Source organism: Colwellia sp. BRX10-1, assembly GCF_014077545.1.
GTDB lineage: Bacteria > Pseudomonadota > Gammaproteobacteria > Enterobacterales > Alteromonadaceae > Colwellia_A.
Genome location: NZ_JACGWC010000024.1, coordinates 1 through 13,632, shown reverse-complemented (window position 1 = coordinate 13,632; position 13,632 = coordinate 1). Strand labels below are relative to the sequence as shown.

The window sequence follows — 13,632 nt, the reverse complement described above, 5'->3', positions numbered from 1 at the left end:
AACCTTAGCCTATAAAAACGGATATAAATTTGACTACAAGTATTAGCAAACAATTTGACTTAACACCGCTTGATAATAATCGCCTAGCGAATTTATGTGGTTCAATGGACGATAACTTAAAAACCATTGAACGTCGCCTTGGTGTTAAAATAAGTTACAGCAGCAATGAATTTAAAGTGATGGGTGAACCCGCAAATTGTGAAGCCGTCATTGTCTTGCTTAAGAATTTATATATTGAAACAGCAACCGTAAAAAATGAGCTAAAAGAAATCACAGAAAAAATGGTCCATCTTGCTATTTTAGACGCAAAAGTGCTTGAGCAAGAGCCCACTAAAGTTGATGTTGATTTCGACAAGTTAGTGACTATAAAAACCAAACGTGGTGTCGTCAAACCTCGTAATCCAAACCAGCAAAGTTATGTGCATAACATTATGAGTAATGACATTAGCTTTGGCGTTGGTGTTGCGGGTACAGGTAAAACCTATTTAGCCGTTGCTTGTGCTGTTGAAGCTTTAGAAAAACAAGAAGTTAGACGAATTCTGTTAACACGCCCAGCCGTTGAAGCGGGTGAAAAATTGGGATTCCTTCCAGGTGATTTATCACAAAAAGTGGATCCTTACCTGCGCCCATTATACGACGCACTCTTTGAAATGCTGGGTTTTGAAAAAGTTGAAAAGCTTATCGAGCGCAATGTCATTGAGATTGCTCCTCTTGCTTATATGCGTGGCAGAACATTAAATGATGCTTTTATAATTCTTGATGAAAGTCAGAATACGACCGTAGAACAAATGAAAATGTTTTTAACCCGTATTGGCTTTAATGCCCGTGCTGTTATCACCGGCGATATTACCCAAGTAGATTTACCACGTGGTGCTAAATCAGGCTTACGTCACGCGATTGAAGTACTTGACGATATTCCAGGCATTAGTTTCAACTACTTTGAATCAAAAGATATTGTCCGCCACCCGGTTGTGGCTAGAATTGTTGATGCATATGATGCTTTTGAACAAAAAGAAAAACGTTTAAAAGATGAAAAAAGAAATAAAGCGGCACTTGATGCTATGGATAATCAATAGTGGCAACACTACTCGATCTTCAACATGCTTGTGATGCCAAAAATTTACCCAGCAATGAACAGTTTCAATCTTGGGTAAATATCGCTTTAAATAATGATAAAACGGATTTTGAACTTACCATTCGTCTCGTTGACGTTAAAGAAAGCCAGTCTCTGAACTTACAGTATCGTGGAAAAGATAAACCGACCAATGTTTTATCATTTCCTTTTGAGGTACCAGCAGAAATTGAACTAGACTTACTCGGTGATTTAGTGATTTGTGCTGACATCGTCGCCCAAGAAGCCAATGAACAGCACAAAGACCTGCATAATCACTGGGCTCATATGGTGATTCATGGCTGCTTACACTTATTAGGTTACGATCATATTGATGAAGTTGAAGCCACAGAAATGGAAGCACTGGAAACAAAATTACTTAAAGCACTCGATATATCCGATCCTTATATTATAAATGAATAAATTTATCCTTTATAATTCATAGATAAATAACCACTTACTACTTGAATTTACTTTCGATTGATTAGAAAATAAGCAACAAGTTAACCTTACAGGAAATAAATAAGCTCTATGAGCGATGACCACCCCCACTCTAGCAACGGCTCTGCAAATCGATCGATACTTGATAAAATAGTACAGGTCTTTACCGGAGAGCCCAAAAGTAAAGACGAATTAGTTGATGTATTAAATGACGCTGAAGACCGCGACTTAATTAAGCCAGAAACCAAGTTAATGATCCAAGGTGTATTAGAAGTTTCTGATATGCGAGTGCGTGATATTATGATCCCAAGATCGCAAATGGTCACGCTTGATATCAACGATCCGATTGAACATTCTTTACCTATCATCTTAGAGTCTGGTCACTCTAGATTTCCTGTTATTAACGACGATATTGATCACATTGAGGGAATTTTACTCGCTAAAGATCTGCTCGCTTACGGCTTTGGTCAACAAGAAGAATGCATCATAGCCAAAATAATTCGTCCATCGATTATTGTTCCAGAAAGTAAAAGAGTTGAACCGTTATTACAAGAGTTTCGTTCTCAGCGTTATCATATGGCAATTGTTGTTGATGAATATGGTGGCGTTTCTGGTGTTGTCACTATTGAAGATATTCTTGAATTAATTGTTGGTGAAATTGAAGATGAAACAGATGATGAAATTGAACTAGATATTAAGTATCTTGCCGGTAATGTTTATCAAGTTAAGGCATTAACAGAGCTTGATGACTTCAATGAATATTTTAATACTGAGTTTGATGGCAACGATGCCGATACTATTGGTGGCGTAGTGTTACATCAATTTGGCCATATGCCTAAAAAAGGTGAAATAATGACGATTGGTGATTTTGAATTTAAAGTCACCGCCGGCGATAATCGCCGTATCCAAAGCTTACATATTACGATTCCAAAAGACCATAAAATCAATGGAAAGATAGTCGACTAACCTCAATGGCGATCAAGACACTAGGCACTCGCCTAATAAAACGACTACGCGATAACTTATTTAATAAGCGTAACTGGCTCAGCTTCCTTGCTGGGCTCAGCTTAGTGCTCGCCTACGCACCTTTTTCGCTATGGTGGCTGATGCTTATTGTGCTGCCGTTATTTCTCCATTCTATTAATGGTACTGATGTAAAGACAGCCACTAAACAAGGTTTCATCTTTGCTCTTGGTTGGTTTGGTAGCGGTATTAGTTGGGTGCATGTCAGTATTGATCAATTTGGTGGTTTGCCACTATTTTTCTCACTGTTATTGATGGTGTTATTGTGTTGTTATTTGGCACTTTATCCAGCACTTGCTTGCTATTTATCAACGAGGTTTGCGCCAAAGAAAAAATTCTCTCTGTGGTTACTGCCACCCTGCTGGCTTATTTCAGAATATTTGCGTGCTAACATCTTGACTGGTTTTCCCTGGCTTTCAATTGGCTATAGCCAAATCGATGGTCCACTAGCGAGTTTTGCACCACTGATTGGTGAAATAGGAATAAGTGCTTTGCTGCTGGTAATCAGTATTGCGGTTATTAATGTTATAAATAACTGCTATCGCAAGACACATATACTCTTATTGATTGCTGTGTCTATCTCCGCTTATTTATTAACGAATGTTGCTTGGGTAACACCGACCAGCAAAACAATTACCGCTGCTTTAGTACAAGGTAATGTTGAACAATCAATGAAATGGCAGCCCGAAAAAGAGTGGCCCATCCAATTAAAATACCTAGATCACAGCCGAGAAAATTATGATGCTGACATTATTGTTTGGCCGGAGTCAGCAGTAACAGCATTAGAACCCGCTGCACAAGACTTTCTCAGTATGGCCGATAGATCTGCCGCACTCAATGATAGTGCTATTATTACCGGTATTTTAGATTACAAATATCAATCAAAAACCTATTTCAATTCACTGATTGTCATCGGTAAAAAAGAAAGTAACGACGATACTGGGCATTACCGTTATAACCATAGTAACCGCTATTATAAAAACCACCTGTTACCCATAGGTGAATTTGTGCCTTTTGGTGACATATTAAGAAAAATTGCGCCAATATTTAATTTACAATATTCTTCTTTCACCCGAGGTGACTATATTCAACCCAACCTTGTTGCTAAAGGCGTTCATCTATTACCGCTTATTTGTTTTGAAATTGCCTTTCCTGAGCAATTAGCCGCTAACTTTACCAACGAAACCGACATTTTACTCACGGTTAGTAATGATTCTTGGTTTGGCGATTCACATGGTCCACATCAACATTTAGACATTGCTCGCATGCGCGCTTTGGAATTTGGTCGACCACTGCTACGTGCCACCAACAATGGTGTAACCGCTATCGTTGATCACCAAGGAAATATTCAAGCCACACTGCCACAGTTTACTGACGCTGTGCTTAAAGCTGACCTTGAACTCGTCCAAGGAAAGACTTTTTATAGTCAATATTGGCAACTTATTCATTGGTTATTACCATTAATACTATTAATTTTATTTTTCTGCCTTTATCCTATGCTCAATAAAAAAACATAAAAAACAATAATACATAGGATTTATTTATGAAAGTATTGACTAAACACCTGTCCACTTTAACCTTATTTTTACTGACCTCTACCAGTTTAGCCTTCGCACAAACAACCATTATCACCAATGTTCAGGGCTATACTTTAGCTGACCAACAATTAAAGCAGTTTACGGCTATTCAATTTACCGATGATAAAATTGATAAACTTTTTATCGATGGTGAAGTATTACCTAAATCCGGTCAGATGACGGTTATCGATGGCCAGGGTAAAACACTACTTCCGGGCTTAATTGATGCTCATGGCCATATATTAAGTTACGGCTTAAGTTTGATGCAAGCAAATTTACTTGGCTCACTTTCAGAAGAATCAGCGGTAAAGAAAGCCATAAATTATGCAAAGGCAAACCCAGATATTACTTGGGTACAAGGACAAGGCTGGAACCAAACTCAATGGGAAAACACCCAATTTCCAACAGCAAAATCGCTAGATAAACACTTTCCTAACAAACCAGTATTCTTACGACGTGTTGATGGACATGCGGGCTGGGCCAATACTAAAGCGATGGAGCTTGCTGGTATAACATCAGCGACACAAAGTCCAACGGGTGGCGATATAATTCGTGATGACTCTGGTCAGCCAACAGGAATTTTTATTGATAATGCCATGGATTTGATCACTAAAAGCATTGCCCCTTTGACCAAGCAAGAACAAAAATTAGTCTTAAAAAAAGCGCTTAATAAATTGGTATCTTTTGGTTTAACCAGTGTTCATGATGCTGGTATTTTTACTGATAACCTTGAACTATTCAAAGAATTGAGCAATGAAAACGCCCTCCCTATGCGTGTCAACGCTATGTTGTATTTACCCTCTGAAAATTGGCAGGAAACACTCAAGCAAGGACCATTCACTAGCCGTGATAACATGCTTAATTTTAATAGTGTGAAAATTCAAGCCGATGGTGCTTTGGGTAGTCGTGGCGCCTCTTTAATTGCTGATTATTCAGACCATGCTGGTCATAAAGGTTTAATGTTACATGACAAAGAAAAGTTAACCTTGTATATGAATACTGCGATGAAGGCAGGTTTTCAGGTGAATACTCATGCCATTGGTGATAATGCTAATAAAGTGGTTCTAGATTTATATCAACACCAAATAAAAGCAACAAATACCGAAGCGCTTCGTCATAGAGTTGAACATGCGCAAATATTACAATTAAGTGATATTCCTCGCTTCGCTGAGCTCAACATTATCGCTTCAATGCAAGCTACACACGCAACCAGTGATAAAAACATGGCTGTTGACCGAATTGGTGAAGAACGTATTTTAGGTGCTTATGCATGGCGTAAATTGATGAATGCCAAAGCTATAATCGCTGCAGGCTCAGATTTTCCAGTGGAATCTCCTAATCCATTTTTTGGTTTACACTCTTCAGTCACCCGTCAAGATCATCAGAACCAACCGAAAAATGGCTGGTTCAGTGAAGAAAGTATGACACGCTTAGAAGCCTTACGAACTTTTACTATTGACGCGGCTTATGCAGCACACCAAGAAAATACTTTAGGTAGCTTAGAAAAAGGTAAAAAAGCTGACTTTATTTTATTAGAAGATAATTACTTTACAGAAAACCAACAAGATATCTGGAAGAATAAAGTCATAGCGACTTGGGTAAATGGAAAAAAAGTTTACGCTCATTAAAGTAAATATTTTATATAAAAAAAGCCCATAAGGGCTTTTTTTATGACTTATTTGTAACGAACTAAACTAGTTGCTTAGGGTGCAAGGCTATTTGATTACGGCCATTATCTTTTGCTCGGTACATAGCGGCATCAGCACACTCAATCCAAGCTTCATAACTTTCAATACTAATGTCTATTTCAGCAATCCCCATACTTACCGTATATTTAACATCAATGTCATTATATTTCACCACAGATTTTTCAATCTCTTCTCTTAATCGTTCAGCAAATACTTTACCATTATCTAATGGTGTGTCCGCTAATAATATAACAAATTCCTCACCACCGTAGCGCCCCGAAACATCTGTTTCACGCACATGATGGCGAATAAGTCCTGAGATATGGCGAATAACTTCGTCACCAACGACATGGCCATAGGTATCGTTAACCACTTTAAAATGATCAATATCAATCATCACTAAGCAACTAGGGTTTTGACTACGGATCCAACGCTTGTATTCCGCTTGCAAGCAATGCTCCCAGTGCGTGCGATTAAACAGTTTTGTTAGGCCATCAGTTTGACTCAAAATAGCTAATTCTTTATTCGCCTTAACTAAGTCTTTTTTATGAGAAGCATTATCAGTCACATCATAAATAATGAGACATAAATGAGTCACTATTCCTGTCGCTGACATCAAAGGAATAAAAGTAGTATTTTGATACATATAATCAGCCGCCCCTGTGATAGGACGATAATTTTGAAACTTAAACAAATAAGGACGTTGTTCCCAAATTGTAAAGGCTTTATTTTTTAGTAAAAAGACTGATTCAGCTTTGCGCTTAAACCATGCTTCAGGTATTTCATCAAACAAAGGGAATAGCACTTTATCTTTCACTTCACGGGGTAACAGACCGCTATGATTCTCCATAAAACCATTCCATATTTGCACTTTATAATCTCTATCTAGTACAACCAATCCTACATCGATGGTGTGTAACATTTCCATTAACCAATGTAATTCATTTATTTGTGATGTTTCTAATGACATAGTTAATCCAGTAAGTAAGAGATTTTATTATTGAGTGTACGCATAGACTCTTCGGTAAAGAGTAAGAGTAAATCACATTTGATTGAATAGTCTTCAATGCTATAACTAATTTCGATAGCTAAGGTACGCTTCCATTTTTTAGAGTTGGTCGCTATCAACTCAGATATTTTTTTATGTTGTCCTAAAACAACGGGGTGGCCTTGGCTAAAAGGCATATCTAATTGGGCAGAAACACCATTTAAACAAGCACCAATAAGTACATTGGCTAGATCCATTAATAATTCAAGCTCAGTACTTTCATCAACTTCATACTTATAATTCATTAATGAAGCAACATCTTTAAAACTTGAGTCATTTAAAATAAGTAGTGCTTCACCAGAAATACCCGCGCCAATAAATCCTTGGCAAATTCCCGAAGTACTTTCTTGTTCTTCTACATCAGAGAGCGCCATGCTCAGTTCACTAACTTCAATTAAGTTGACATTAGGAATGGGGAGAACAACAAACACATCAAGTAAACGCGCTAATAAATCTCCTGCTTGTCCCATAGCGACGTTGGCTATTTCTTGGTAACAGTCTCGAAGTTCAGGGTCTAAGAAAAACGCTTCATCTGATTGTTCTCTTTCAATACTAACTGTCTCTGCCGCTTGTGTCAGTGGTGCCAACTCGCTATGTTTAGGAGCTGGGGCTATCACCGGCGGTTTTTCGATTTCAACGGGTAAAGGCTTTTCTTCTTCGCTGTTTTGGGTAAAAATACCGTAAGCCGATAATATTTCTGTTAGTTTGGTTTTATTGACTGGCTTTTGAATAAAGTCTAGAGCACCTAAGCTCGTAACACGTTGGTGTGCTTCTGGCTGTATATCGCCAGAAATTACAATCACCATAGTGTTTAAGTCTTCTTTAATAATAGTTTCAAGGACTTGGTAACCGTCCATCACTGGCATATTTAAATCAAGTAAAAGTACATCACCTTTACCAGCTTTTATTGCTTGAATGCCTTCTTCGCCGTTAGTAGCAAAGCTTATCTCGACATCCCAATCATCAGGTAAAGAACGTGCTACCTGCTTACGCGCCATATTTGAGTCATCACAAATTAACAAGGGTATTGACATATTTTCGTTATTCCTATTTTCAGATAATAGTTGTGGTGATGATTTTTCAACATTTTACTGTTTATCTATAAATAACAATAGATAATATTTGAAATAAAGCACTAAATAATGGCTATTTTTTATCGTCAAAGTTAACATCTCTTTATCCAAAATTTTTAAGCGCGCTTAACATTATGAAATTTTCAACCGTATTTCTTACTTTTTCACTGATTTTAACTTTAAATAGCCTGAGCATTTTTGTGGCATCTGCAAAGCCACTTGATGAAGATAATTTACAACAAACAACTGACTTAGTTAAGGCAAATAACAAATTCATCACGCTATTAGGTACACAAGTTGATGTTGGTCAAAAAGCCCCTAATTTTAAAGTGGTTAATGCCAGTTTTGTGCCGGTAACTCTCGAAGCATTCTCAGGAAAAAACATTCTTATCTCTGTGGTACCAAGTTTAGACACCGGCGTCTGTGCCTTACAAACAAAACGTTTCAACGAAGAAATGGCAAAATTACCCCAAGACATTGTTGTGTTAACGATTAGCAATGATTTACCTTTTGCGCAAAAACGTTTTTGTGAAGCAGAAAGTATCGATAAAATAACGGTCTTATCTGATTCAGTGTGGCGCAACTTTGGTAGTAATTACGGCTTACTCATTAAAGATATGGGCTTATTAACGCGAGCGATATTTATTATTGATTCATCAGGAATGATCGCTTACAAGGAAATTGTTGCTGATATTTCAAAGCACCCTAATTATGAATTAGCCCTTTCGACCATACAAGCATTAAGCCCAAGTGAAACACTGGATATGGAAACGGTTCAAGAGAATAACGACAAACAATAAATCATTACATTTCAAAAGCTTAAATTAAAAACAATTTTAATTTAAATTTAAAACTTGAAAAATAAAACATCGCGCCCATCTTTATTAATGTAGTCGCCACAAGCTAAACGGGACTACATTAACCGCCTGTTCAATATTGAAAGGCACCTTAAATCTCTGAGAATAATAATTTCAGCCTAGCTATATCGCGACTTTATGTTGGTTATAGTAAGCACAGAAATATTCAAAAGAGATCCCATATTGCTAATACCCTTACATCTCAATTATGGGTATAACTAATAGGATATGAATTATGCGTATACAAACAGATATCAGCCCACTTTACCGTTCATTTATTGGCTTTGAACACTTAGCGGGTTTAATTGAAAAAGCGTCTCGTACAGACAAGCAATCATCTTACCCCCCTTACAATGTAGAATTACTTGCCGAAGACCAATATCGTATTACTATGGCTATTGCTGGCTTTGCCGATGAAGATCTTGAAATTGAATCAAAAGAGAACACCTTAATCGTTACCGGTACCAAACCTGTCAACGATAATGGTTCACCAAGAAACTTTGTACATCAAGGTATTGCTGAGCGTAACTTCGAACGTAAATTTCAACTCGGTGAACATGTCAAAGTCATCGGTGCTTTTATGGAGCATGGTTTGCTGCATATAGATTTAGAGAGAGAAATACCTGAAGCGTTAAAACCAAGAAAAATTGCGATAAATGGTAAAAGTTTACTGCAACCACGTGCTGCTTCAAGAACTAACCATTCGATAGGAGCAAACGAAAGCTAAACTTTTATTGATTATGTTTCTCCCTTATATTTTTTGCCCAGTCTATGACTGGGCTTTTTTTGTTTAAGAGGTATAAAATATAAAACGTTAATAAGCTCTTTAATTACACAATTATATCGCTGTAATACATGTTAACTACTCATAACGTAGCGCATCAATAGGATCTAAATTAGCCGCTTTAGCCGCTGGAATAATACCAAATAACAGCCCAACGCCTGCACTAAAACCAAACGATAACATTATAGCCCACATAGGTACTTCTGCTGATGGTAAATCAATAAGGCTACTCACCAAAGCGCCAGCACCATAACCTAATGCCAAACCAATTAAACCACCCAGTAAACATAAGAACACAGCTTCTATAAGAAACTGCAAAAGTATATCTACACGCGTTGCGCCAAGCGCTTTTTGAATACCTATTTCGCGGGTGCGTTCAGTCACTGAAACCAGCATAATATTCATAATACCAATACCGCCTACCAATAATGAAATACCAACAACACCACTGAGCACCATAGTGGTACTTGAGGTAATACTATTGACGGTTTCAAGCATTTGCTCTGCGGTACTAATTTTAAAATCATCCGCTGTTTCTTTAGATATATTATGATTTCGACGCAGTAGATTTTGAATATGCTGCTTAATACTTTCAAGTTGATTTGCATCGTCCACTTGCAGCGAAATACTGATATCGGGTTCTTCAGCACCACCTAACAAAGCTCTTGTTGTTGTATAAGGCAACAGTATAAAGTCATCTTGATCAAAGCCAAAAAGTTTACCACGCTTTTCTAGCACGCCAATCACTTTAAACCACTCACCGCCAATCATAATATACTGACCAACAGCAGAACCTTTGATTTCAAGTTTGTCTATAATCGAGTCCCCTAACACGGCTACGCGGCGTCGAGACTTATCATCATTTATATTAAAAAAGCGCCCCGTTTCAGGAAAGATGCCATATAGAGATTGATAACTAGAGCCTGTACCGACAACGCGTGTTGCCGTTGACTCCCCTTTATACTGAACTACGCCATTTGGGCCTGTTGCGGCAACCGTTGGAGTGATATGGCTAATGCCTGAAACTTTATACTGTATTTCTAAAAAGTCACGGTAAGTTAATTTGGCAACTTTGCCTTGAAGACGTTCTTTTAGCGGCGTAAAAGCATTAATACTGACAACATTAGTGCCCATATCGTCGAACTGCGAAGTAATACTGCTGCTTAATCCTTGTACGACAGAGACAACAGCAATCACTGAGGCAACGCCAATAATAATACCTAAGGTTGTTAAAAAACTTCGAAAACCGTGAGCACGCACCGAATGTGCCGCTGAACGAGTACTCTCAACAATTTTAAAGAAAACACTAGACATTAGCACTCTCCTTTATCAGTTGCTGCTCTTTATAGTGCTGTTCAATATTTGGGTTTAATGAATCAGCAACTAAGCAGCCATCAGTTAAGCGTATAACTCGCTGACAACGATCGGCTATTTCCTGTTCATGGGTTACAATAATTAGGGTTTGGCCATCTTGGTGAAGCTCATCAAACAGTGCCATAATTTCCATTGTGGTTGCTGAATCTAAGTTCCCGGTAGGTTCATCTGCTAACAATATCGCAGGTTCAGTGACTAATGCCCGAGCGATAGCGACACGCTGACGTTGTCCACCAGACAACTGATTCGGTAAATGGTCAATGCGGTCCTTTAAACCGACCCGGGTTAAGGCTAGCTTAGCCTTTATACGGCGTTCTTTGATTGGCATGCCTCGATATATCAATGGTTGCATGACATTTTGTAAAGCACTTGATCTGGGTAATAAATTAAAACTTTGAAAAATAAAGCCAATTTCTAAATTTCTAATACCCGCCAGAGTTGTTTCATCAAGCTTAGCTACATCTCTGTCTTTAAGTTTATATTCACCACTTGTTGGATAATCTAAGCAGCCAAGAATATTCATCAAGGTCGATTTACCTGACCCCGACTGTCCGGTTATAGCAATAAAGTCATTATATTGAATATCCAAATCAAAATTATTGAGTGCATAAAACGCTTGATTACCCATTTTATAAAGGCGAGCGATATTTCTTAATGAAATAATTGGCGCTATCACTTTTTTTTCTTGAGAAATGTTAGACATCATTTATGCCTCTTTATCGATCACTTTCACCGACTGAGCATCTTTTAATTTACCAAGTGCTCTTGCGGGTCCAATGATCACTTTATCACCTACTTTTAGGCCTGAAGTAATTTCTTGTAAGCGATCATTTGAGATACCTAGCTCAACATTCTGCTTTACAGCCTTACCATCAATAAGCACAAATACGTGGTCAACATTATCTGCAAGCGCTTCGTTATCGCTTTCATCGTCTACTTGAACGTTCTTGCCCTGTGTAGCAAAAATGACTGACTCACTGGGTACCGCTATCGTTTTACTTTTACTCTGGGTATATATTTCGGCGCGACAACTCATGCCAGGTCGAACGGCGATAGTATTTGAGTCAGACAATAATATTTTAACTTTGAAGCTTAAACCTTGTCGTCCTTGTGCGCGCTTAGCTGTGGTGGCAATGCTCTGAACTTGCCCCTTAAGCGCTTTATCAGGAAAGGCGACCGCAAAGATATCGGCTTGCTGTCCAACAAGAATATTTGCAATATCTGCTTCGTCGACCTCTACTTCAATGAGAATAGAAGAGGGATCAGCTAAAGTAATTAAATTCGATCCTGAAATATTTGTGCTGCCACTAATGGCTGTTTCGCCTTGTTTAATATCAACGGACGTCGCAATACCCTTTATAGGAGAACGAAAAACGGTTTTATCTAAACGCTCTTGTGCTTTATCAAGTGTAGCTTGCGCTTGCAGTAAAGATTCTTGACGAGAACGTAAATCAATTTTTGCTAATGCGTATTGATTGTCGATAAGTTCATAAGCGTCACGGTCAAGAATTTTTCGTTGATATAAGTCATGTTTGCGCTGCCATTGAGATTTTAAGTTTTCAATTTTCTTGCTTTGATGCTCGATGGCAATCTTTTGAATACGAACAAAAGCCGCTTGTTGCTCAACATCAGCACGGAAAGTGCGAGGTTCAAGGCGCATTAATACTTGTCCTTTAGTCACCTCATCACCTTCTTCTATTAACATTTCACTGACTTGGCCAATAACTTCAGAGCGTAACTGTACCTGCTCTTTATAAACTAAAGTGCCTGAGGCCAAAATTGAACGTTTAATGTTTTCAGCAGCCACTTGCTGAACCTTAACTTCAAGCGTCTGGGATTGACCCGTTTTTTTAAAGTAAGCTAAACTGACTAGCCCAATAATAACCGCAATAATAATCAGTATTTTTTTCATAAATCGTGCTCTTTTTAAGCGATAAACATTATGTATAAAGCCCAAGAAATAAAGATAAGTATTTGTGGAGCAGCAGCAATAAAAAATGCTTTTTGAGTGTTAATATTCAACCAAGAGCGCAGACCGATAGTGGTCACTGCAATCAGCCAAAATGAAAATAAGTTAATCGCTTCAAGCAGGCCAAACCAAGCATTGTTTGCCTCAACAGAAAATAATAAGCTATTAAAACTTGTTGGCTGCAAATCTTGCATTGACACCCTACCATCGCCAGCAAATACAATAACAAGTGCACTTAGCACGACAGAAATAATAGCAGGAAAACTTGCCCACCAAGTAAACGCAAACCATTGAGTAAATTTATACTCACTTGCCGCGCTGACTTTCGTCACTATGTGGTAATAGACGGCTGTCAGCATATTAATAACCACAAAACCTAAAGAGCCACCAATAGCGGTTGTCCAAATCATGGTATCCTTTTGATAAAAACTTGCTACGGCTTTAAGCTCATCATCGGTCATCGGTTTTGACGCCGCAATTTGGTTAATCATTTGCTCTTTTAACCAAGTAAAATCAACAACACTAAAGTAATAGATAAATAACACAAAAGTAGAACTAGTCAGCAGAATAAAAGGTAACCATGACCAGCCTTTTTTTTCTTTAACCGTATCAAAAGCAACAAGGGGTGAAAGTATAGTATCCAAGCAAGCTTGAAAAGGGTTTGCAGACAATTTCATAATTTTCTCT

Annotated in this window: 13 protein-coding genes; 7 read left to right on the top strand and 6 right to left on the bottom strand. The window is 38.0% G+C overall.

The window, feature by feature from the left end:
* Positions 1-29 precede the first annotated feature (29 nt).
* From H4J75_RS15945 to H4J75_RS15925, 5 genes are all read left to right on the top strand, one after another.
* The gene (locus tag H4J75_RS15945) at positions 30-1,076 is read left to right on the top strand and encodes a PhoH family protein (protein WP_182215481.1); all 1,047 of its coding nucleotides are present in this window, start codon (positions 30-32) and stop codon (positions 1,074-1,076) included.
* Entirely contained in the window at positions 1,076-1,534 is a 459-nt protein-coding gene (gene ybeY / locus H4J75_RS15940) for an rRNA maturation RNase YbeY (RefSeq protein WP_182215483.1), read from the top strand. The genes H4J75_RS15945 and ybeY overlap by 1 nt, the downstream gene beginning before the upstream one ends.
* 108 nt (positions 1,535-1,642) lie before the next feature.
* Positions 1,643-2,518 carry an HlyC/CorC family transporter gene (locus H4J75_RS15935; RefSeq protein ID WP_070376146.1) on the top strand — a complete coding sequence of 292 codons (876 nt, stop codon included), beginning with the start codon at positions 1,643-1,645 and terminating at the stop codon, positions 2,516-2,518.
* A gap of 5 nt (positions 2,519-2,523) precedes the next feature.
* Complete coding sequence (gene lnt / locus H4J75_RS15930) at positions 2,524-4,092, top strand: apolipoprotein N-acyltransferase (RefSeq protein ID WP_182222686.1); 1,569 nt, start codon at positions 2,524-2,526, stop codon at positions 4,090-4,092.
* Positions 4,093-4,118: 26 nt separating this feature from the next.
* Positions 4,119-5,780: an amidohydrolase gene (locus H4J75_RS15925; protein ID WP_182222685.1), complete on the top strand. Its 1,662-nt coding sequence runs from the start codon at positions 4,119-4,121 to the stop codon at positions 5,778-5,780.
* A 61-nt stretch (positions 5,781-5,841) separates the two neighbouring features.
* On the opposite strand, the gene H4J75_RS15920 is transcribed toward H4J75_RS15925, so the two are convergent.
* A complete protein-coding gene (locus H4J75_RS15920; protein ID WP_182222684.1) occupies positions 5,842-6,810 on the bottom strand; it encodes a diguanylate cyclase in 969 nt (322 codons plus the stop codon).
* A gap of 2 nt (positions 6,811-6,812) precedes the next feature.
* Complete coding sequence (locus tag H4J75_RS15915; RefSeq protein ID WP_182222683.1) at positions 6,813-7,922, bottom strand: response regulator; 1,110 nt, start codon at positions 7,920-7,922, stop codon at positions 6,813-6,815.
* A 173-nt stretch (positions 7,923-8,095) separates the two neighbouring features.
* Here H4J75_RS15915 and tpx point away from each other — a divergent pair, with 173 nt between their 5' ends.
* Positions 8,096-8,761: a thiol peroxidase gene (tpx, locus tag H4J75_RS15910; protein ID WP_182215491.1), complete on the top strand. Its 666-nt coding sequence runs from the start codon at positions 8,096-8,098 to the stop codon at positions 8,759-8,761.
* A 292-nt stretch (positions 8,762-9,053) separates the two neighbouring features.
* Complete coding sequence (locus tag H4J75_RS15905; protein ID WP_182215493.1) at positions 9,054-9,545, top strand: Hsp20 family protein; 492 nt, start codon at positions 9,054-9,056, stop codon at positions 9,543-9,545.
* A gap of 135 nt (positions 9,546-9,680) precedes the next feature.
* On the opposite strand, the gene H4J75_RS15900 is transcribed toward H4J75_RS15905, so the two are convergent.
* The 4 genes from H4J75_RS15900 to H4J75_RS15885 form a co-directional block, all read right to left on the bottom strand.
* Positions 9,681-10,916: an ABC transporter permease gene (locus tag H4J75_RS15900; RefSeq protein ID WP_182215494.1), complete on the bottom strand. Its 1,236-nt coding sequence runs from the start codon at positions 10,914-10,916 to the stop codon at positions 9,681-9,683.
* The gene (locus H4J75_RS15895) at positions 10,909-11,649 is read right to left on the bottom strand and encodes an ABC transporter ATP-binding protein (protein WP_310733593.1); all 741 of its coding nucleotides are present in this window, start codon (positions 11,647-11,649) and stop codon (positions 10,909-10,911) included. The genes H4J75_RS15900 and H4J75_RS15895 overlap by 8 nt, the downstream gene beginning before the upstream one ends.
* A gap of 33 nt (positions 11,650-11,682) precedes the next feature.
* On the bottom strand, positions 11,683-12,888 hold the full coding sequence (locus H4J75_RS15890; RefSeq protein WP_182222682.1) for an efflux RND transporter periplasmic adaptor subunit: 1,206 nt from the start codon (positions 12,886-12,888) through the stop codon (positions 11,683-11,685).
* 14 nt (positions 12,889-12,902) lie between these two features.
* A partial coding sequence (locus H4J75_RS15885) for a YIP1 family protein (RefSeq protein ID WP_220465341.1) occupies positions 12,903-13,632 on the bottom strand: 730 nt, incomplete at its 5' end.

Excerpts from the sequence above, each read along its gene's own strand:
- H4J75_RS15935 (WP_070376146.1), top strand. The coding sequence starts at position 1,643 with ATGAGCGATGACCACCCCCACTCTAGCAACGGCTCTGCAAATCGATCG.
- lnt (WP_182222686.1), top strand. The coding sequence starts at position 2,524 with ATGGCGATCAAGACACTAGGCACTCGCCTAATAAAACGACTACGCGAT.
- H4J75_RS15925 (WP_182222685.1), top strand. The coding sequence starts at position 4,119 with ATGAAAGTATTGACTAAACACCTGTCCACTTTAACCTTATTTTTACTG.
- H4J75_RS15920 (WP_182222684.1), bottom strand. The coding sequence starts at position 6,810 with ATGTCATTAGAAACATCACAAATAAATGAATTACATTGGTTAATGGAA.
- H4J75_RS15915 (WP_182222683.1), bottom strand. The coding sequence starts at position 7,922 with ATGTCAATACCCTTGTTAATTTGTGATGACTCAAATATGGCGCGTAAG.
- tpx (WP_182215491.1), top strand. The coding sequence starts at position 8,096 with ATGAAATTTTCAACCGTATTTCTTACTTTTTCACTGATTTTAACTTTA.
- H4J75_RS15905 (WP_182215493.1), top strand. The coding sequence starts at position 9,054 with ATGCGTATACAAACAGATATCAGCCCACTTTACCGTTCATTTATTGGC.
- H4J75_RS15900 (WP_182215494.1), bottom strand. The coding sequence starts at position 10,916 with ATGTCTAGTGTTTTCTTTAAAATTGTTGAGAGTACTCGTTCAGCGGCA.
- H4J75_RS15890 (WP_182222682.1), bottom strand. The coding sequence starts at position 12,888 with ATGAAAAAAATACTGATTATTATTGCGGTTATTATTGGGCTAGTCAGT.